Below are 20,459 nucleotides of genomic sequence, written 5' to 3' on the forward strand. Positions count from 1 at the left end.
GGCGCTCAGCCGGCGGCCCGGGACAGGAGGGCGGACAGGTCTTCCAGCGGCACCGGCTCCTCGCCGAACGCCCCCACCGCCCCGCCGAGGCCGGCGCCCTCCGCGGCGGCCTTGAACTCCGCGGGGGTGACGGCGCCGTCCCCGTTCGCGTCCACGCCCGCCAGCCGCAGGCAGCGGGCGAGCGACGCAACCCGGCCCGCCACCTCGTTCGCGGCCGCGGCCTCCAGTTCCTCGGCGGACAGCGCCCCGTCGCCGTCGGCGTCGGCCCGGCTGAACTGACGACGCGTCCCCCGGCCGACCGCGGCGGGCTCGGTGTCCGGCCCGGCCCCGGCCGGTTCGGCGGCGTACTCCTCCAGGGAGAGGGCCCCGTCGCCGTTCGCGTCTTTGGCCAAGTCCGCCTCGACCGCGGCCTGCAGGGCCGCCGCGATCGCCCCGGGCAGTTCGGCGGCGGTCAGGACGCGGTCGCGGTCGGCGTCCAGGGCGACCAGAAACGCCGCCTCCGCCGACGGGTCCGCCGTCGGCCCCCCGCCCCCGCGGTTGCCCCCGCCCCGGTTCCCGCCGCCGGCCGTCCCGCCGCCGTGGTTGTGACCACCGCCGCGGTTCCCGCCGCCGTGGCTGTGACCGCCGTGGCCGCCGCCGTGGCCCATGCCGCCGCCGGTCCGCATCTGTTCGAACAGGGCGAGGAACTCGTCCTTCGTGAGCGAGCCGTCGGCGGCGAGGTCGCTTTGGCGGTGCCGGTCGTTCAGTTCGGCGCCGGTCAGGGCGCCGTCGCCGTCGGCGTCGAGCTGAGCGAACCGCGCGACCGGGTCGAAGCCCCCACCGCGTCCCCCGCGGGCGCCGCCGCCCTGCCCCCCACGGCCCTGTCCCCCGCGGCGCTGCCCGCCGCGGCCGCGGGCGCCGTAATCGTCGCTCCCCGCCCGCGGCGCCCCGTAGCCGAGCGGCCGCACCGCTTTGATCACCGACACCAGCCGCACGCCCGCGCCCCGCTCCGCCCCCGGCAGCGTCTCCAGAGCGGCGGCTAATTCATCCCCGAGCCGCGCGGCGACCGCCTCGTTCGATTCGCCCTCCGGCGGCGCCGCGTCGGCGGGAGGGGCGACGACCAGCAGCGCCGCGGGGAGCAGGGAGACGAACGTCATCGCGGAGGAATCGGTCAGAAGAAGCGAATTGAAGACGCCAGCGGGACGCGCCGGGAATTACCGTCCGCCGCGGCCGCCGGCGAGGGCGAACTCGGCGTGCATCTCCACGGCGAGGTAGGCGCTGAACAGCACGGCCAGCACCAGCAGGGCCGCCCCCACCGTGCGGGTGCGTTTCACCTGCCACCACATGAACAGACCTGACACGCCCCAAAACACCATCGAGACGAACATCGCGTCCACCACCACCGCCCAAATCCACCGCGTGTCCTTCTGCGGCGTATAGCCCCGGGCGAGGTGCAGGCGTTGGAGGAACCGTTTGTAGTCGGTCGGCCCGGCGTCGGCGTCGTCGGCCTTCGCGGAGACCGCCCCGCTGCCGAGGGCGTACGTCACGGTGATCGGCGCGCCGTCCGCGGTTGCGGAGAAGGAGAGCGACGGCGTGCGACGGCCGGCGGTCGTCGGGCCGGAAGTCTCCAGCCCCAGCTCCCCCAACGCCGCCGGCGCCGCGGCCTCGGCGACGGTCAGGGCGTCGGCGCCGGGCCGCAGTTGAACGAAGGCGATGCCTCCCAGCGGGTCCGCCGGCGGTTCGCCGCCGGCGGGGTCGGCCGGCAACGTGGTGCGGACCTCGCCGGAGCCGCGGATCGGGTCGATCTGCATGCTGTGCGACGTGCCGTCCTCCGCCGCGGCGCCGAGCGTGATTGCCCGGTTGTAGGTCGGCCGGCGGGCGTCGGTGCGGGCGAACTCCGGGCCGCCGAACAGGAAGCCCTGCACGTTCAGCTCCTCGATCACCGCGTCCGCGGTCTCCTCCGGCGTGGGCAGTTCGGCCAGGGCGCGGGCCTCGCTGGACTCGAACTCGGCGGCGGCGAAGGTGCGGACCTCGTCGCCGGTGAACAGCCGCGGGTGATTGAAAAACCAGCCGGTGAATCCGTACAGCAGCACGAACGGGAACATAAAGATCCCGCTGAAGAGGTGGATCCGCCGCACCAGCTTCATCGCCCCCGCGGCGAGCTTCTGCCCCCGGGTCTTCGTCGCCCCCATGCGGCGGCCCTCCGCCGGGTCGACCGGCGCCGCGGACCGGGCCGCGGCCAGCACGTCCGCGGTCGAGCGGGTGACGGCCAGCGGCGGGGCGGGCGGTTCCTCAATCATCGAATCAGGCACGGTCGTGACCGCCGGGGGGCGTCGGGAAAGGGCGACGGGGAACTCGCGGCGGGAGCGATACGCCGGGGGAACGCGGGGCGGAGGGCTCAGAACGGCGAGTCGAGCACTTCGCCGTCGTTGCGGCTGAACAGGTTCTGGTTCAGCTCCGGCGCGACGCTTTCGGAGAGGAACTGCACGCTGCCGTCGACCAGCGCCACGTTCACCCCGCCGACGTGATTGCTGCGGGCCCCGGCGGCGAGAAACGCCCGGATCGACAGGTCCGGGTAGGGGCTGTTGGGCGGGTACCAGCCGTTGATCGACGCCCCGCCGCTGCCGAACCCGCTGATCCAGACCGAGCCCCGCGTGCCCTGCCAACTGCCGATGGAGGCGACGAACTCCTCCGGGGACTCCGTGAGGGTCCGGTCGCGGAAGGCCTGCATGGCCGCGAGGTCCCGCCCGCTGCCCTTGGCGAAGTACCGAACGGCGTCCCGCGGCTCCAGCGTCCCGTCGCGGTCCTGTCCCGGCCCCATCAGAGTCTCGGCGAAGGCGACGGTCTGGGTGGCGCCGTCCCGCACGTCCCGAAAGCTGACCGCCCCGCCGCTCCAGGCGACGCCGTCGGTCGGATCGCCGTAGCTCACGTAATCCCCGGTGCCGCTGCCGACGTTGATCGGATAGTTCAGCCCGGCGAACTCGAAGGTGCCGGAGCTCCGCCCGCGGCTGAAGGTCACGTCCTTCTTGGCGGGGACCGTTTCGCTGGGACAGGTGAAGAACGGCACGGCGAACCGGGCGGCCTCGCTGTTCGGAGCGTTGAACCCGCTGTCCGGCCGGCCGAGGTCGACGCGGTAGTCGATCAGGTCGTGCAGGGCCGCGTTGTCGCAGTACGGCAGCAGCTTGGCCTGGGCGCTGAACCCGGTGCTGATGGACGAATCCCCAATCTCCGCCCCCACCGAGGGGAACTTGCCCCGGGCGCTCTGGAAGTTGTGCATCGCCAGCACGACCTGCTTCAGGTTGTTCTTGCACTGGGCCCGCCGGGCCGCCTCCCGGGCCTGCTGCACGGCCGGGAGGAGCAGGGACACCAAAATCGCGATGATCGCGATGACGACCAGCAGTTCGATCAGCGTGAAGCCGCGGCGGGCGGCGAAACGCACGGGGCGCGGCTGAGAAGCGGGGAGCATCGGGCGGCCCGAAAAAGCACAGGACGGCGGGGACGTTCGCTGGCTTTGATCCGGCGCGGACGGCCGATCGGTCGCTGGCGGGGCCGACGCGGCGGCCCGAGGTGAGATTGCGTCTCAACTTCAGGCGAGAATATCGACAGGGTGATCTGCGTCAACCCGCGGCTCGGAGTTTTCCCGTGCCAGAAAAGAAGCCCCGCCCGCACGGGCGGGAGCGGCGGGGCGAACGCCGCCCCGGCTCCTTCGCCGGCGACGGGAGACCTGCGGGGGCCCGCGACGACCGGTCCGCTCGGACGGCCGCTCACGTTCAGGCGTGCAGGCCGGTGAGCGTGCTCGTGCCGCTGGAGAACTCGTCCACTTCCAATTGAAGATGCTGGAGCATCGAGACCAGCAGGTTGCACAGCGGCGGCGGGCTGTCCGGGTCGAACGCCAGGTGCTGGCCGTGCCGGAACCGCCCGCCGGCGAGGACCACCGGCAGATTCGTGTTGTTGTGGCTCGACGCGTTGCCCAGGCTGGAGCCCATCAGGACGGCCGTCTGATCCAGCACCGTGCGGTCGCCGTCCTGATAGGAGTCCAGCTGTTTGAGGAACTCGCCGAACAGCCGCATCTCCTCTTTTTCAATAATCGCCAGCTGTTCAATTTTCTCCTCGGAGCGGCCGTGGTGGCTGAGGTTGTGCCAACCGTCCTCCACCCCCTTGAGATCCACCACCTCGGCCCCGCCGGGGCCCATCAGGGTGATGAGCCGGGTGGAGTCGGTTTGCAAAGCCAGGGCGATCAGATCGAGCAGTAGTTGAAAGCGCCCGCTGAAGTTCGCCCGGTCGTCGATATCCTCCGGCGGGCCGCCCTCCACGGTCGGCTTCGGCCGCTTCGCCCACTCCTCGGCCCGCACGAGGCGCTGCTCCAATTCGCGCACGCTGGTGAAGTATTGATCCAGCGTCTCCACGTCCTCCCGCCCGCTGCGGCGCTGGATCGCCCGCGTCTGGGCGCCGACGAGGTCGAGAATGCTCTGCCCGTCCTTCACCCGCCGCAGTTGGGCGGCCTTCTCGTCCTCCGAGCCCTCCATAAAGAGCTGTTGGAAGACGCGGGAGGGCCGGGACTCAGCGGGAATTAACACGCCGCTGCGGGTGTAGGACATCCCGCCGTTGCCGCCGGTCAGCGACAGCGAGGGGAACCGGGTCAGGTGGCCGATCCGCTCCGCCGCGAATTGATCGACGGAGATCGTGTTGCGGAAGCTCGGCTGCCCCGGGTGGGCGGCGCCGGTGAGAAAACTTTTTTCCGCGGCGTGCCCGCCGTCCACCATCGGGTGGTTCAGGCCAGAAATGACCGTGAACTTGTCGCGGACCTCCTGCAACGGCTCCAGGTAGGGCGTCGTTTGATAATCCGTCCCCGCCTGCTCCGGGAACAGGTGCGGCGTGTGGATGCCCAGCGGGGCGCAGATGGCGACCATCCGGCGGGCCTCCCGCTCCGCGGCCGGGGCGGCGCCGGCGAACCGCGGCAACATGCCGTGCAACAACGGCAGCCCCAACGCCACGCCGGAGGACCGGAGGAACGTGCGGCGGGGAATCGGCGTGCGGGGCATCGGAGCGGTCCGGGGGAGGCGGGGCGGCGGGGAGGTCGGGAGCCGGACGGTCAGGGGCGGTGGAACAGTTCGCTGTCCACGACCGCGTGGATCATCGATTTCAGGCCGAAGTCGTCGTCGCGAGCGCCCTCCACGACCGCATCGACCGAGGCCCGCTCCGCCGGCCCGACCGGGCGGCCGCAGCCGTACACGAGCAGCTTCTCGGCCAGCGCCCGGGCGATCGCGTCCGGGTCTTCGAGCAGCCGTTGGCGGAACTCCACGAAGCCGCCGAACGTCCGCCCGCCGGGCAGTTCGCCGTCGCTCTCCACCGGGCGGCCCTCGTAATAATTCGTCTTCTCAACCTTCCGCTGCCGCGGTTCGAGCTTCTCCACGGAACGGTACGCCGCCCGGTGTCCGCCGATCACGTCGAATTCCTCCAGGGCGAAGCCCGGCGGGTCGATCCGCACGTGACAGCGGTTGCAGGAGGGGTTCTCGCGGTGCCTGGCGAGCTGCTCGCGGATGGTCTCGGCGCCGCGGATGTCCGGTTCCACGGCCGGCACCCCGGGCGGCGGCGGCGGGGCCGGCCGGCCGAGCAGCTTGTCCAACACCCACTGACCCCGCAGCACCGGCGAGGTCGTCGTACCGTTCGCCGTCACCTTCATCACGCTGGCCTGGGCCAACACCCCGCCGCGGACGCTGTCGCTCGGCAGAGTGACGAGGCGGAACTCCTCGTGTCCCCGCACCCCGGGGACGCCGTAGTGCTCCGCCAGCCGCTGGTTGAGCACGGCGAAGTCCGAATCGACGAAGTTCAGAACGCTGAGGTCCTCTTTTAACACGTGCCGGAAGAACCCGCGGGTCTCCGCGAGCATCGACCGCAGCAATAATTCGTCGTATTCCGGGTAGAACTGCTTGTCGGGGGTCGTGAATTCGATCTCCCGCAGGTCCAGCCATTGGCCGGTGAAGTGGTCCACGAAACGTTCGCTCTTCGGGTCGGCGAGCATCCGCTCGACTTGGGCGTGCAGCGTCTTCGGCGCGCTCAGCCGGCCCTCGGCGGCCAATTCGAGCAGTTCCTCGTCCGGCATCGAGGACCAGAGGAAATACGACAGCCGCGAGGCCAGCGTGTACTCGTCGATCGTCTCCCCCGCCGCCTCCGGCCGGTCCGGGGCGTTCAGCAACAGAAAATGCGGCGAGCAGAGCACGGCGGACACCCCCGCCCGCACGGCCTGTTCGAACGTGGCGCCCTGCTCCAACCGGGAGAGGGCGAAGTGCACGAATTGGTTCGTCAACTCCTCCTCGACCGGCCGCCGGAACGCCCGCGGCACGAAGTTTCGCAGGATCCGCTCCACGTCCGCCGGCGGGTCGCTGGAGTCGACGTGATGCCGCTTCACCCCCTTGCGGTGCCGCATCCAGATCGATTCCCCCTCCTCGAAACGCAACGTCTCCGACTCGCCGAACAATTTTTGATGGGCCTCCGAGGGAAACGCCTGATCCAGCGGGCCGTGGGTCTCCGCCCAGAGGATCGCGACGCCGGGGCGCTCCTCGTGTTTATCCCGCCAAGTGACGTGCTCCGGATAAATCCAGGGCAGAATGTGCAGGGCGTCGCCCTCGGCCATGCGGGTTTCGAATTCAATAATTCGCGGTTCCTCCGGCGTGCCGGTGACGTCGAACAGGCCCTGAAAATGGCGGTCGCCGGGGCCGAACAGCGGGCCGGTGAAGACGGCGACGCTCAGCGTGCGGTCCGGCCCCGGTTCGTGCGGCCAGACGGCGATCCGGCAGCGATAGACGCCCGGCTCGATGGGATGAGCCGCGTCCACCCGGGCCGGCGGCCAGCCGGGGGTGAAGTCCACGAAGGCCCCGTGCGACTCGATCACCCCGCCCTTCTTCCCCTTCACGCTGGCGATGTTTTCCTTGGACTCCATCAGCACGGCCCGGCGGGTCTCCGGCGGGGAGGGTTCGATTCGGCGGATCGCGGCGTCGAAGGCCGTGTCCGCGGCCTCTAAATACCGTTCCATCAAAATGGCGGAGATGCCCAGCCCGCCGGCGACGTTGTCGAAGCCCTGCGACCGCCCGTCCTCCGGCAGCAGCGAGGCCAGCGGGGCGTCGATCCCCAATAAATCGTGCACGGTGTGCTCGTATTCCGTGCGGTTCATCCGCCGCACCGCCGGGACCGGCTCGGCAAGGCGGGCCAGGTCGTGACGGATCGACGCCAGCACATTACGCTTCTGAGCGGCGTCCGGCCGGGGTTGCGGCTCCGGCGGCATCTCGCCGGCCTCAACGAGGTCCGCGATCAACGCCCAGATCTCCGCGGCGCCCGGGCCGGGCGGCGGGAGTCGATCGAGCCGCAGGTCCGCCTCCTGCAGATCCGGCCCGTGGCACTCCACGCAGTGCTGATGAAAGAAGGCCGACGTCGCATCCGCGTCCGCCGCGGCGGCGACGCCCCGGCCGGTCAGCAGCGCGAGCAGGGCGAGAACGTGCGCGGCGGAGCGGGTGAGCATGTACGGCGCAGCGGGCGGCGGGGGCGGACGCAACGCCGTTTAGACTAGTCGTCCCCGATACGTCGAACAACGGCCTCCCCGCGGCCGGCGACCGGGTCAAGCGGGGAGCTTCTCTTTCAGCACGGCCATCGTCTCCCGCTGGCGCTGCTCCACGAACGCCCGGGCTTCGACGACGCGGCGCCGGGCGGCCTGCGGGTTCTGCGCCATGTCCAGCACCGCGGGGACGATCTTGTCGTGGTCCTCCGGCACGTCCAGATTGAACAGCCACTCGCCCAGACCGATGTCCCGCCACATATACCCCTTGCTGGTCTGCTCCTCGAACCGGCAGACGATCGCCGGGACGCCGTTGCCGACGGCCATGATGGGCGAGTGCATCTCGCTGCCGAACAGCCCGGCGCTGCGGACGTAGACGCTGAGGGCCTCGTCGGTCAGCCAGAAGTTCTCTCGCCAGACGACGCGGTCCTTTACGTCGGCCGGCAGCTTGTCAAAAAGCATCTCCCTGCCGACGGCCATCTGCGTCATGTCCTCCGGGCAGAGCAGCACCTTGAGATCCGTCTCCCGCACCACGGCAACGATCGCCGCCCGCAGCGCGGCGTGATCGTGCTCCTTCATCGCCTCGTTGCGGGCGTGCTTTGCGGGGTCGATCTCCCGCTTCTTGGAAGGAATCGTCCAGTAGGGCGTGTGCCGCAGCCGGGACAGGCAGCAAAGGAATTGCCCGTCCTCCAGACCGTTCGTTTTTAAGAACGCTTCCGCGGAGGCGTCGTCCCGCAGATCGCAGGCGAAGGCGCCGTCGGGGCCGAACTCCATGATCGGGCAGTCGATCCCCTGCTTTTTGGCGAACTCCAGGGAGACGCTGTCGCGGAAATAAATGAACTCCGCCCCGCTGAGCAACTCTTTGCGGTCCTGATCGAAATAGGAGCCGTAGGTGATGCCGTAGACGCCGAACGGCTTGCCCGTGTGCTCCGCCCAGGCGGCGACGTCCCGGGCGGCGACCAGCGAGGGGCCGCTGCCGTGCAGCAGGAAGTCCGCCCAGTCGACGGCCCCGCCGAGGGCCGAGTTGGAGGCGTTGCCCTTCGAGTCGATCCGGCCCTTGACGATCCGTAATCGCGGGAAGCGTTCGTGCTCCATCGCGGCGACCTCCTCGGTGAGGTCGCCGGAGGCCCAGAGGATCACCTCGGCGTCGGGAATGTGCTTTTCAATGAGCGCCAATACGCCCGGCGTGTGGGCGACGTCCCCGATATTGACCACCTGCCAGGAGGACCGCAGCAGGATGCGGGGCGCCCGCGTCTCCGCCCCCCGGGCGCCCTTCGCCGCCGCGACCGCGGCGATCAGGGATTGAACGAACGTGCGGCGGGTCAACATCGGCGCTTCTGACGTCTGGCGGTGCGGGCGGCCCGCGCAGCGGACATTGGCCGCCGCCGATGGGTCCGCCGGGCCGGGCATCATGGCCGCTACAGTTTGCCGCCGCAATGTTTGCAGTAGTTCGGCGGGGGCTCCGGCGGAGCGGGCGGCGCGGGGCCGGCGGCGCCGGACGCGCCCGGGGCCGGCTTGTCCGGGTGCGGGCGGGACATCTCCGCGGTGACGATGCCGGTGGGCACCGCGAGGATGGAGTAGCCCAGCAGCATGATCGCCGCCGCGAGGAACTGGCCGAGGTTCGTCCGCGGGGAGATGTCCCCGTAGCCCACTGTCGTGAGGGTGACGATCGCCCAATACACGCTGCGGGGGATGCTGGTGAAGCCGTTCTCCTCCCCCTCGATGAGGTACATCATCGAGCCCAGAATCACCACGAGCGTCAGCACGCAGACGGTGAACACCTCGATCTTCCGCCGGCTGGCGATCAACGCCCGGCTCAGCTCCGTCGTCTCCGACATATAGACCGCGAGCTTCAACACGCGGAACACCCGCAACACGCGCAGCAACCGCACCACCGTGAGGTAGCGGGCCCCCGGGAACATCAGCGCCGCGTACCCCGGCAGGACGGCCAATAAATCCACGACGCCGAAGAAGCTGAAGACGTATCGTCTTTTATAACCGACGCAATACAGCCGCAGCAGATACTCGATCGTGAACAGCCCGGTGAAGAGCCATTCCGCGGCGCGGAGCTGCTCCCCGTAGCGAAGGTTGATCGGCTGAACGCTCTCGGCCATCACGACCGCGACGCTGGCGAGGATCACCGCCATCAGACCGACGTCGAACGCTTTGCCGGCCGGCGTGTCGCTTTCAAAGATAATTTCGTACAGCCGCAGCCGCACGCCGCGGAGCCGCGACTTGCCGAAATAGTCGTCCACCGCGAGGGAGAACGGCGAGTCGGCGGCGGGCTTCGTCAAAATTCCAAGACCAAGAAATCAAGAACCAAAACGAGTCGTCGAACCGTCCCTTGGTTCTTGATTTCTTGTTCCTTGGAGCTTCCCGACCAAATCGGACCCTAGTCGTTCCGCAGCTTCAATTCGAAGTCGGCCAGCTTCTGGCGGATTTCGTTGAGGCTGGTGACGCCGAAGTTGCGGACGCTCATCAGGTCGTCGGGGGTCCGGCTGACGAGTTCGCCCAGGGTAACGATGCCGAGCCGCGTCAGGCACTTGCGGGCCCGGACGGAGAGGTTCAGATCGCTGACCGGGCGCTCCAGCTTGGCGCGTTCGGCCGGGGAGATGTCGTCGGAGACGAACGGCGAGAGCTTCGGCTGGCCCGGGCCGCCGCCGCCGGTCGGGGCGACCGAGGCCAGCGGGGAGGGCTGGCCGGGCTGCGGGGGATGCGCCATGCCGGCGCTGGCGCCGTAGCCGCCGGGGGCGCCGCCGTAGCCGGGGCTGTAGCCGTAGCCGGCGCTCTCGGCGGTGTCCTGTTCGACGAGTTGGCCGATCCGGAGGCCGCGGCCCTCGAGAATCTCGCGGATCTCGTTCAGGCTGGTGTCGCCGAAGTTCTTGGCGGCCAGCAGTTCCGCCTCGGTGGTGCGGCAGAGGTCGCCCAGGGTGGCGATGCCGGCCCGCTCCAGCCCGTTGCGGCTGCGGGCGGTCAGTTCGAAGTCGGTGATGGGGATGCGCATCTGCTGTTCCAGCTCGCGCTGGCGCCGCATCGCCTCCTCGTCGTAGTACATGCTCGTGGCGGCGGCCACGTCCTTGAGGAACAGCAGGGCCCGCTCGTGGTTCGGGTAGACCTGCAGCACCCGGCGGAAGCAGTAGGCGGCGGCGGGGTAGTTCTCCGCGTCCTCGTAGAGCAGGCCGAGGTTCATCAGCGCCCCCAGGAACAGCGGCGGCTTGCTGAGGGACTGCTCGTAGAGGCGGATCGCCTCCTTGTCTTCGCCCAGCAGGTCCATCAGGCCGGCGAGGCGGAACATCGCCTTGCTGTGGCGGGCGTCCATGTCGACGGCCCGCTCGAAGTACTCGATCGCCCCGAGGGTGTCCCCCCGGTCGGCCATCACGCAGCCCTTCTGGTAGCTGTACTCGGCGCGGGTGGCGGCCTTGCGGGAGACGGCGGTCAGCAGTTCGTCGGCCTTCTCCGGGTCGCCGGCCTGCCGGACGACGCCGGCCTTCTCCAGTTCGCACTGGACCTCGTCGTAGCCGTTGGCGGCGGCGGTCTGGAGGGCGTCGATCGCGCCGTCCCAGTCCTTCAGGCTCATCAGGGCCTGGGCGAGGTAGTAGTCGGCGAGGGCGTCGCCGTCGACCTCGTTGAGGCGTTCGGCGGCCTGCTCGTGCTCGCCCAGCAGGTAGTGGGTGACGCCGGCGGCGGCGTTCTGGCGGTTGTCGCCGCCCTCGCCGATTTCGTTTTCGAGTTCCTGGAGGTGCTGGCGGACCTCGGCGGGCTGGGTGCCGGCGACGGCCTTTTCAAGGAGTTTGACCTGCTCCGCCCCGAACGGCCCGTCGCCGCGGAGGATGCCGGCGACGTCCACCTGGTCGGCCTGCTCGGCGCTGGTGCCGCCGCCGGGCAGGAAGGCGGGGGCGCCGCCGCGACGGCCCATGCCGGCGGGCGGGGCGGTCATGCCGGCCGCGGTGTACTCCCCGGTGGTGACCCCATCGGGGGTGCGGGCGGGCTGAAGATCGGCGAGGGGGCTGCCGGCGCTCATCGAGGGGGGGACTCCGCAAACGCGAACTGGGGGGAACCGGCGACCGACGCGGCGGACGCGGGGGCGGCGTGGGAAACGCCGACACGCCGGCGGGCAGACCGGGGGCCGTCCCTGCCGCCGGCGCAAGCCCCCCACTGTACGAGCCCGCGCCGCCCGATCAACCGTGAGCCCGACCGGCCCCCCTCCGCCGCCGCGTCCCGCCCGTCGGTGCGCCCGCTAATCCAGCGGCGGGATCGACGCGGCGATCTCGCGGTACAGGTCCAGCGTCCCGTGCTCCGCCGCCCAGCGTTCGATGTAGGGCAGGTCGAGTTTGCCCCGTTGTGCGAATAGGACCGTCTCCAAGTCTTCGCGGTCCTTCGGGCGGCGTGCGTCCTTCGCCCAACGCAACTTCGCGACGATCAGGTCCTCCGCAGTGGCCGCCCACGCTTCGCGGCCGTCGCCGAGATCCTTCCGGACGCGCCGGGCGAACCGCTCGGCATCGTGCGGGTCGTCGCCCATCAGGAAGAACTCAAACTCGAATCCGGAGTTCTGAAGGGCCACGCGGATGCGCCGCAGGCCGGTCACGCTCTCGAAGCCGATCTGCGGGTCCGGCACGAACTCCGGCCCCAGCGAACGGGCCGCCGCCGTCAGGTCTGCGACCTGCGCGGCGACGAGGAAGTCCGCGTCCGCGGTCGAACGATCGACACCGTACAGGTTGGAGGAGAACGAACCGACGACCATGTAATCGACGCCCGCATCCTCCAGCGCAGCGACGAGTCGGAGCGTGGCGTCGAACGGGTCGGGGCCGTCGTCGGGCGCTTCGGATTCGCCCCCGCCCGGCACCGGGGAGGTCGTCATACCTCGACCCCGCGCTCACGGCAGAAGGCGATCCAATCGGCGTCCGGCGGGGCGGGTCGGTAGATGTGCCGCTCGCGGAAGTCCCGAACCGAACGCAAGCGGTCGGCAAGCCGGCGGTCGAGTTCGGCGGGCGAATCGTCCGGAAACTCCGCCCGCAGACCGGCCCGCATTCGCCGCCGCACGCCCCGCCACAGTCGCACCGCCGACCGCACCCGGCTGCCCCCGGCCGCTGCCGCGCGTTCAGCCCGCTCCCGCGTCATCGCAGACGGGGTGACGGTCGGGGCGGCGTCGCTCATCGCCTCATTCTATCGGCACCGCCGGGTCGTCCGAAACTCCGTCCCTACCGGACGCCGCGCACGGAACGACCCGGACGCTTGAAGCGTCCGGGTCGTTCGCTTTCCCCTTCAGCTTAATTCACCCGCCGCTCAGAACGCCCCGGCGGCGAACTGGGACAGCACCGTCGGCGTGGCGGTGTCGAAGCCGACCAGGTCCAGCATCCCCGGGTCCTTGGGGTCGGCGATGCTGAAGCCGGTGGAGGTCAGCCCGACGACCGCCAGCTTCGCATCGAGGCCGGTCGCCTTGCGGTACCGCCGCAGGGCCTCGGCGGGATGCACCGGGCCGCACCAGGTTTCGTTGTCCGTGAGGACGACGAACACGTCCACGGCCAGCCGCCGGTCCAGGGCGTACCGCATCGGCAGGGCGCAGTCGGTCGGGCCGAACGGCAAGTTCGACACGGCCGCGACCGCCTCGACGAGGCTCGCCTCGGCGTTCAGCGCCGGCAGCGGGGCGACGGCGGGGGAGCCGAGGCCCCACCGCGTGCCGCCCTCGCCGGTGAAGCCGACGACGTGGCACTTCCGCTCCGTCGCCGCCGTCACCAGCGCCAGCGCCGCGGCCGCCTCCCGGCAACTCAGCGGCGTCCCGGACAGCGGCATGCCCATCGAACCGGACACGTCCAGACCGATCAGGAACCGCTTGCCGGTCGGCTCGACGGCGTCGAACGCCGCCCGGAAGGCGCCGTCCAGCGCGGCGGTCACCCGGCCGCTCGGCTCCCAGGTCCCCTTCCCCCGCACGCCCCGCCCGGACCGGTACACGGCCTGGGCGAGGAGGACGGACAGCGGGTGCACCCGGGCCTTCTTGAGCGCCGCGGCGTCGGACAGCCGGTCGATCACCGCGTCCTCGGCGGGCGACAGCGGCGGGAGGGCCCCGACGCGGGTCATGTTGCCGAGGTTCCGCAGCAGCGCCGTCGCCCCGAGGTGCGGCAGCATCGCCCGCCACACCGCCGGGTCCGCGTTCGCCCAGGTCGGCAGCGCCTCCCACGGGAGCCGGTGGCGCTCGATCAGGGAGACCAGGCTCTTGCGGGGCGAGGCGGCCATCGCCTCCAAGTGGGCCCGCACGATCGCCGGCAGCCGGCTCTCGTCAGGGACGGAGCCGTTCGCCAGCCAGCGGTACAGCACGTCCCGGTCGGCGACGTCCTCCCCCGCCCCGTCGGCCGGGTTCGGGTGGGAGAGCCGGATCAGCCGGGCGTGATCGAAGTCGTACCGCGACCGGTACTTCACGCCCTGAAGGGCCAGCCCGTCGACGGACTTCGCCGCGTACCAACCGGCGACGGCCCGCTTCAACCCCCGCCCCCACCCCCGACCGAGGCCGGTCGCGGCGTTCACGAAGGCGAACAGGTGCGACGCCGTCCGGCAGACCCGCGGCACAGCCGCCAGCGCGGCGGACCGGGCGTTCGGGTCGGCGTGGTTGGCCCCGACGGCCAGGGCGAAGAGCGCCGGGTCGTTCTTGGGCGCCCGGCCGCCCTCGCTGACGGCGGCGATCGTCTCCGCGGTCCGGGCCGGGTTCAGGGCGAAGCAGGCCGTGAGGTTCTCGTGGTTCTGCTTCGTCAGGTCCCGGGCGGTCGCGTAATAGGTGGGGGCGTCCGAACCGAGGATCAGGAACCGATCCAGCCGGACCCAGCGGTCCAGTTCGTAGACGTACCCGCCGGCGGAGTTCTTCACCTGCCGCGGGTCCGCCGGGGCGGACTGCGGGGCGTTGCGGGGGTTCGTGAAGAACGGGTACTTCATCGGGGGTCCTCCCGGATCGGGGGACGAGGGACAAACGCCCAAGCCGGACGCATGCGTCCGGCTTGGGCGGAGAAAGAACACGGGACCGAGCGAACGGGCGGACTCGGCGACAGGAATCGAACCTGTGGAACCAGAGAACCGACGTCCGGGGGCTCGGCCCCGAAACCCGCCGGCGGGGTCGTCCCCCGCCGACGCGTGCAGTTGCGAACGACTCGCCGGCGCCCCCGGTTCGCCGTCGCCGATCGGCGACGCGCGTCCTGGGGGAACGCGGAATGAACGAAGCGGGACCGAACGAACGGGCGGCGATCGGCGTACGCGCTCTAACCGATTGAGCTACGCCGGGCATGCAAGGGCCCGGCGGCGGGACTCGAACCCGCAACCTCGCCTTCCTGAAAGGTAACCGACCGCCTGGGGCTCGGTCCCGCGGGGAACCGGACCCGCCCGCCGCCGCCGCGGTTCGGGGGAATCCGAGAAGAAACGGCGACCGGGCAGGAGCCGGCGGCCCGCGGGGCGAGCCGGCGGGTTCCGGGCGGATGTCGGGTTCGGCCCCATGACAGGTCGGCCCGCCGCACCTACACTCCCCGACCGCCGTTTCTACGAATCCGTCGCCCGCCGCCGAAGTTCCGAGACGTTTCGACTCCGGTTCCGATCTCGCGGCCCCACCCACGGAGGCCCCCCCTCATGCCGAACACTCCCGACGACACGACCGGCCAGCTCGCCACGAGCACCGCCCGCCCCGGCCGTCATACCTCCGCGTCCGCGTCCGACGCGGCGAACGATCAAGACGACACGTCGAAATCGAACGCCGGCTCCAGCGGCGCCCCGATCGAGGGCGAGCCGGAGGACACCCCCAGCCCGGCGACCGTCGTCTATAACCCGCCGGACGCCGACCCCGTCTGCGTGATCTGGGATGTGGACGGCGTGCTGGTCGACAACTACCGGCCGCACCTGGAAAGCTGGCAGAAGACCGCGGAGAAGTTCGGCGTCTCCTACACCGAGGACGACTTCAAAAGCGGCTTCGGCAAAACCAGCCGGGAGCACCTGAAGGAGAACTTCGGCGCCAGCATGACCGACGATCAGATCGCCGAGGTCGAGGGCGATAAGGAAGCCCTCTACCGCGACCTGGTCGCCGAGGACTTCCCCGCGATGCCCGGCGCCCGGGAGTTGGTGCAGGCCCTCAAGGACGCGGACTTCAAGATCGCCCTGGCCACCAGCGGCCCGGCGGCGAACCTGATGCTCGCCGTCCGCCTGATGAAGCTCCAGCCGTTCCTCAGCGCCGTGGTCAGCGGCCACGAGGTGACCAAGGGCAAGCCGGACCCGGAGATCTTCCTGACCGCCGCCAAGAACTGCGGCGTGAAGCCGGAGCGGTGCGTGGTGATCGAGGACAGCCGCTTCGGCGTCGAGGCCGCCAAGGCCGCCGGCATGGGCTGCCTGGGCCTGCAGTCCACCGGCCACGACGCCGACGAGTTGAAGCAGGCCGACCGCGTGGTCGAAACCCTCGAAGGCCTCACCGCCGACGACGTTCGGGCCCTGCTGCCGACGGCGTAACCGCCCGCGTCGCCCGCCGGCCCCGCCGAACCCCGGCCGGACGCATGCGTCCGGCCGGGGCCGGGGCTACCCTGCCGCCCCCGATTCGCTCTCCCTCCCCCCGCTTTCTTCGCTATGTCCCGCAAAGGCGAACAGTTCGCCGGCCTGACGGTCGCTCTCGTCACCCCCTTCCGCGACGGGGCGGTCGACGAGGGCCGGTTGAAGGCGAACGTCGATTGGCAGGTGGAGGAAGGCACCGCCGGCGTGGCCCCCTGCGGCACCACCGGCGAATCGCCCACGCTCTCGCACGACGAGCACGAGCGCGTCATCGACCTGGTCTGCGCCCAGGCCGCGGGCCGGATGAAGGTGATTGCCGGCACCGGCTCCAACAGTACCGCCGAGGCCGTCCGCCTGACGAAAAGCGCCCAGCGGAGCGGGGCCGACGCCGCCCTGATGGTCGCGCCCTACTACAACAAGCCCACGCAGGAGGGCTTCTATCGGCACTTCGCCGCCGTCGCCGACGCCTGCGACCTGCCGATCGTCCTCTATAACATCCCCGGCCGCACCGGGAAGAACATCGAACCGGACACGATCTGCCGGCTTGCCGAACTGACCACGATCGTCGCGGTCAAGGAATCCACCGGAGACCTCGACCAGGCCAGCGCGATCGCCGTCGGCAGCGACCTGACGATCCTCTCCGGCGACGACAGCCTGACGCTGCCGATCCTCTCCGTGGGCGGGTCCGGGGCGGTCAGCGTGGCGGGGAACCTGGTGCCCGCGGACCTGACGGCGATGATCGACGCCTACCGGGCCGGCGACCCGGCCGCGGCGCTGGAGTGGCACGCCAAGCTGTTCCCCCTCTGCCGGACCCTGCTGAGCCTCTCCAGCAACCCGATCCCGCTGAAGGCCGCGATGGCCCGCCTCGGCCGCGACACCGGCGAGGTCCGCCTGCCGCTGGTCGAACTCGACGCCGCCCTGAAGCCGCGCCTCGAACAGGCCCTCGCCGACTACGGCCTGCTGTAGAACGGCCTGCTGTCGAGCTGTAAAAAGGCCTGTTGTCGAAAACGGTCGTTCCCGGCCGCCCGCGCTCCGGGTCGGTTTGCGGCGGGCGGGCGACGTCGGACGCGGCCCGCCCCGCACGCTCCGCCGGTGCATCCCGGGAAGAGAGTTGCGAGGCGTCGACGCCGCGCCGTCGGGGAGGGGGATTCTCTTGAGGCGACGGACCTGCTATTGACCGTCCGTCCGAGGCCGCGGACGAATCAGGGTCCGTGGAGCGCCCGCAGAATACTCCCACCGGAAGGCGTCACGGATGACGTCCCCCAGAGACGCCAGAGCGGCCGTGGGCCGTCCCGCCCCACGCCCCGGCCGCCCCCCCGGGAGTCGCCGGGGTCGCCGGGCGCTGCCCTGGCTGCCGGCGGCGGCGTTCGCCCTCGGCGCCCTGCCGACAGTCGCGGTCGGTCAGGACCGCACGGTCAGCGCCCCGCTCTCGGTGACCGCCGAGGAGTCGACCGCCCAGGACACCCAGGTCGCCGCCGGCGGCTCGGTGACCGTCACGGGGACCGGCTGGCTGAAGGCGGAGGACTTCGTCACCAATCAGAACGTTTCGGTCGAGGCCGGCGGTCTGCTGACCACGCAGGCCGGCGGGGCGGCCGGGGGGGCGTTCACCGGCAACGGCAACTACGCCGTCACCGGCGGCACGACCGCGGTCGGAGGCCGACTGTTCGTCGGTTCGACGCGCGACCTGTCCGGCGCCGGCGCGACCCCGCCCGCCAACCCCGCCGACGGCCCGACCGGGACGCTGGTCGTCTCCGGCGGGGCGGCGAACGTGTCGACCGGCGGGACGATCTCCGCCGGCGGGCTGACGCAGACGGGCGGCCCCGTCACGGCGGACGGCGGACGAATCGACCTGTTCGGCGCCGCGACCGTCGACGGCGGCGTCTCCGACCTGACCGCTGAGAACGGCGGGACGATCACCGGCACGACGCTGGCGGTCACGAACGGCGGCGACGTGCAATCGACCGGCGGGGGATCGACGCTCACCCTGTCCGGCGTCGCGACCGTCGACGGAGCGGGGTCTCTCCTGGTCGCCGACGGCGGGGGGGCGTTCTCCGGAACCGCCCTCGGTCTGACCGGCGGCGGCGCCGCGGTCGCCGACGGCGCCGGCTCGCGCTTCGCCCTCACCGGGGCGGCGACCGTCGACGGCGAGCGCTCCGACCTGTTCGCTCAAAACGGCGGCGCCTTCGAGGGAACCACCCTCGCCCTCTCCGACAAGGGCGACGCCGTCGTCACCGGCGTCGGCTCGACGTTCGTCCTCTCCGGCGCCGCGACCGTCGAAGGGGTCGATTCCGACCTGATCTCGCAGGCCGGAGGCGACTTCGACGGCGTCACCCTCGCCCTCGCCGATCGGGGCGACGCCCGCGTCACCGGCGCCGGCTCGACCTTCACCCTGACCGGCGGCGCCACCGTCGACAGCTTCGGTTCCCTGCTGACTTCGGAGAACGGCGGCGCCTTCGAGGGAACCACGCTCGACCTCACGAACGCCGGCCACGCCTTCGTCACCGGCGCCGGCTCGACGTTCGCCCTCTCCGGCGCCGCGACCGTGGACGGGGCCGGCTCCCTGCTGACCTCGGGAAACGGCGGCGCTTTCGGGGGGACCGCACTCGCCCTCACCGACGGCGGCCGCGCCCGCGTCCTCGGCAGCGGCTCGACGTTCGCCCTCTCCGGCGCCGCGACCGTGGACGGGGCCGGCTCCGCCTTGATCGCCGAGGACGGCGGCGCCCTCACCGCAGACTCGGCGACGCAGACCGACGGCTTCCTCGTCGTCCGGAGCGGCTCTTCGATGACCTTCGCGAACGACCTGACGGTCGACGGCGGGGAAACGTACGTCGACGGCTCGCTGACCGCCGCCCACCTGCTGCTCAACAGCGGCGGCCTGCTGACCGGCGCCGGTACGATCACCGGCGACCTAATCGCCAGCGGGCGCATCGCCGTCGGCAACAGCCCCGGCGCGATGGTCGTCAACGGGAACTACGTCGGCGCCGGCCAGACGTTCGACGTCGAGGTCCGGGACGCCGCCGCGCCGGTCGCGGGAACGGACTACGACCAACTCGCCGTCACCGGGACCGCGACGGTCGACGGCGGCACGGTGAACGTGGCGCCGTTCGGCTCCCACGGCCTCGCCGTCGGGACGCGGTACGACTTTCTCACCGCCGCCGGCGGGCTGACGGTCGTGACCCCGGTGACCGTCAACGAGAACCTCCCGGCCGCCCGGTTCGTCCAACTGATCAGGCCGAACTCCTACGCGTTGGTCGTCGCCCGGGCCGACACCCGAACCGTCGCCGAGACTTTCAATCAGCGGGCCGTCGCCGGGGCGCTGGTCGGCGGCGCTCCGGCCCTCGTCACGCTGCGGGACGCGTTGGACACCCTCGGCGACGCGGAGGCCCGGGCCGCCCTCGACGGCCTCTCCGGCGAACTGTACGGCACGCAGCTGACCGCCCTGAACCGCAGCAACCTGCAGTTCCTGGACGTGGTGAGCCGCGGCGGGGCCTTCCCCTCGGACTGCGGGACCTGCGGCGCGGACCGATCCGGCTGGATCGGGACGCAGGGGTGGGCGAAGGCCTTCGGAGCCGGCGGCCGGGTGGAGAGCGACGGCAACGCCGCCGAGGCCGATCTGGGCAATGCCGGCCTGACGGTCGGCGTGGGACAGGTCTTCGGCGGACCCGACGCCTGCCTGGCGGCCGACCTCTTCTATGGCTACGAGTCGATCACCGTCCGCGTGCCGGACGTCCGCTCCTCGGCGACCGACGAGATCCACCGCGTCGGCGGGTCGCTGCGGGCCAGCGCCGGCAACACCTACGCCCGGCTGACCGGCTTCGCGGGCGGGAGCGACGGCGAGGCCCGCCGCGCCTTCGCCGTGGACAACCCGCTGTTCCCGCTCTCCGACCGCACGACCGCCGACGTCAGCGGCTCCCTGGCCGCCGGCGACGCGGAACTGGGACAGGCGTTCGGCTCGCCGGCGGCGTACCTCTCCCCGGTCGTCGGTCTGCGATACGTGCGGGTCGACCGCGACGGCTTCACGGAGAACGGCGGCGTCACGGCGCTGAGGGTGGAGGACTCCACGCTCGAAGAGTTCCGGGCCCGCATCGGCCTGCGGGCCGGCCGGCGACTGGCGACGGGGCTGCCGGCGACCGGCACCTTCGAAGCGTTCTACAGCCGGGAGCTACTTGCGGGGACCGTGGGCGATTATCGGGCCGCGTTCGCCGCGGCGCCGGCCGCCGTCTTCGAGGCCCGCGGCACGGACTTCGACGCCGACCGCCTCACGCTGGCGCCGGGCCTGTCGATCGGCGAGGGGCCGGTGCGCCTGTCCGGCCAGTACCGCGCCGGGCTGAGCGAGACCGCCGTCCTGCACGGCGGGGAGGTGCGGCTGGAACTCTGCTTCTGAACCGCGGCGCCGCGAACCGTCGACGCGCCGAGCGGCCGTCCC

General features: G+C 71.4%; 14 protein-coding genes. 3 read left to right on the forward strand and 11 right to left on the reverse strand.

The features are described 5' to 3' along the window. Window positions 1–5: 5 nt before the first annotated feature. The 11 genes from ACG2DA_RS06720 to ACG2DA_RS06770 form a co-directional block, all read right to left on the reverse strand. Window positions 6–1,136 carry a hypothetical protein gene (locus ACG2DA_RS06720; RefSeq protein WP_395254724.1) on the reverse strand — a complete coding sequence of 377 codons (1,131 nt, stop codon included), beginning with the start codon at window positions 1,134–1,136 and terminating at the stop codon, window positions 6–8. Between the two features lie 57 nt (window positions 1,137–1,193). Beyond that, on the reverse strand, window positions 1,194–2,291 hold the full coding sequence (locus ACG2DA_RS06725) for a hypothetical protein (RefSeq protein WP_395254725.1): 1,098 nt from the start codon (window positions 2,289–2,291) through the stop codon (window positions 1,194–1,196). Window positions 2,292–2,377: 86 nt separating this feature from the next. Then, complete coding sequence (locus ACG2DA_RS06730; protein WP_395254726.1) at window positions 2,378–3,418, reverse strand: DUF1559 domain-containing protein; 1,041 nt, start codon at window positions 3,416–3,418, stop codon at window positions 2,378–2,380. 331 nt (window positions 3,419–3,749) lie between these two features. After that, complete coding sequence (locus tag ACG2DA_RS06735; RefSeq protein ID WP_395254727.1) at window positions 3,750–5,021, reverse strand: DUF1552 domain-containing protein; 1,272 nt, start codon at window positions 5,019–5,021, stop codon at window positions 3,750–3,752. A gap of 50 nt (window positions 5,022–5,071) precedes the next feature. Beyond that, window positions 5,072–7,495 (reverse strand): DUF1592 domain-containing protein, encoded by a 2,424-nt coding sequence (locus tag ACG2DA_RS06740; protein ID WP_395254728.1) that lies wholly within the window; start codon window positions 7,493–7,495, stop codon window positions 5,072–5,074. A gap of 96 nt (window positions 7,496–7,591) precedes the next feature. Next, the gene (locus tag ACG2DA_RS06745; protein WP_395254729.1) at window positions 7,592–8,857 is read right to left on the reverse strand and encodes a polysaccharide pyruvyl transferase family protein; all 1,266 of its coding nucleotides are present in this window, start codon (window positions 8,855–8,857) and stop codon (window positions 7,592–7,594) included. Window positions 8,858–8,946: 89 nt separating this feature from the next. Continuing rightward, complete coding sequence (locus tag ACG2DA_RS06750; protein WP_395254738.1) at window positions 8,947–9,783, reverse strand: ion transporter; 837 nt, start codon at window positions 9,781–9,783, stop codon at window positions 8,947–8,949. A 137-nt stretch (window positions 9,784–9,920) separates the two neighbouring features. After that, the gene (locus ACG2DA_RS06755; protein ID WP_395254730.1) at window positions 9,921–11,549 is read right to left on the reverse strand and encodes a DNA-directed RNA polymerase subunit alpha C-terminal domain-containing protein; all 1,629 of its coding nucleotides are present in this window, start codon (window positions 11,547–11,549) and stop codon (window positions 9,921–9,923) included. Window positions 11,550–11,765: 216 nt separating this feature from the next. Then, window positions 11,766–12,386, reverse strand: a complete 621-nt coding sequence (locus ACG2DA_RS06760; protein ID WP_395254731.1) for a hypothetical protein — start codon at window positions 12,384–12,386, stop codon at window positions 11,766–11,768. Beyond that, the gene (locus ACG2DA_RS06765; RefSeq protein WP_395254732.1) at window positions 12,383–12,682 is read right to left on the reverse strand and encodes a hypothetical protein; all 300 of its coding nucleotides are present in this window, start codon (window positions 12,680–12,682) and stop codon (window positions 12,383–12,385) included. Before ACG2DA_RS06765 ends, ACG2DA_RS06760 begins: the two co-directional genes overlap by 4 nt. A gap of 129 nt (window positions 12,683–12,811) precedes the next feature. Then, complete coding sequence (locus tag ACG2DA_RS06770; RefSeq protein WP_395254733.1) at window positions 12,812–14,449, reverse strand: TROVE domain-containing protein; 1,638 nt, start codon at window positions 14,447–14,449, stop codon at window positions 12,812–12,814. A 681-nt stretch (window positions 14,450–15,130) separates the two neighbouring features. Here ACG2DA_RS06770 and ACG2DA_RS06775 point away from each other — a divergent pair. From ACG2DA_RS06775 to ACG2DA_RS06785, 3 genes are all read left to right on the forward strand, one after another. Then, entirely contained in the window at window positions 15,131–15,997 is an 867-nt protein-coding gene (locus tag ACG2DA_RS06775) for an HAD family hydrolase (RefSeq protein ID WP_395254734.1), read from the forward strand. A 114-nt stretch (window positions 15,998–16,111) separates the two neighbouring features. Beyond that, window positions 16,112–16,999, forward strand: coding sequence for a 4-hydroxy-tetrahydrodipicolinate synthase (gene dapA, locus ACG2DA_RS06780; protein ID WP_395254735.1), 888 nt, complete (start codon window positions 16,112–16,114; stop codon window positions 16,997–16,999). A 316-nt stretch (window positions 17,000–17,315) separates the two neighbouring features. After that, window positions 17,316–20,417, forward strand: a complete 3,102-nt coding sequence (locus ACG2DA_RS06785) for an autotransporter domain-containing protein (RefSeq protein ID WP_395254736.1) — start codon at window positions 17,316–17,318, stop codon at window positions 20,415–20,417. Window positions 20,418–20,459 lie beyond the last annotated feature (42 nt).

It is taken from the genome of Alienimonas sp. DA493, assembly GCF_043951915.1.
In the GTDB taxonomy this organism is placed as follows: Bacteria; Planctomycetota; Planctomycetia; order Planctomycetales; family Planctomycetaceae; genus Alienimonas.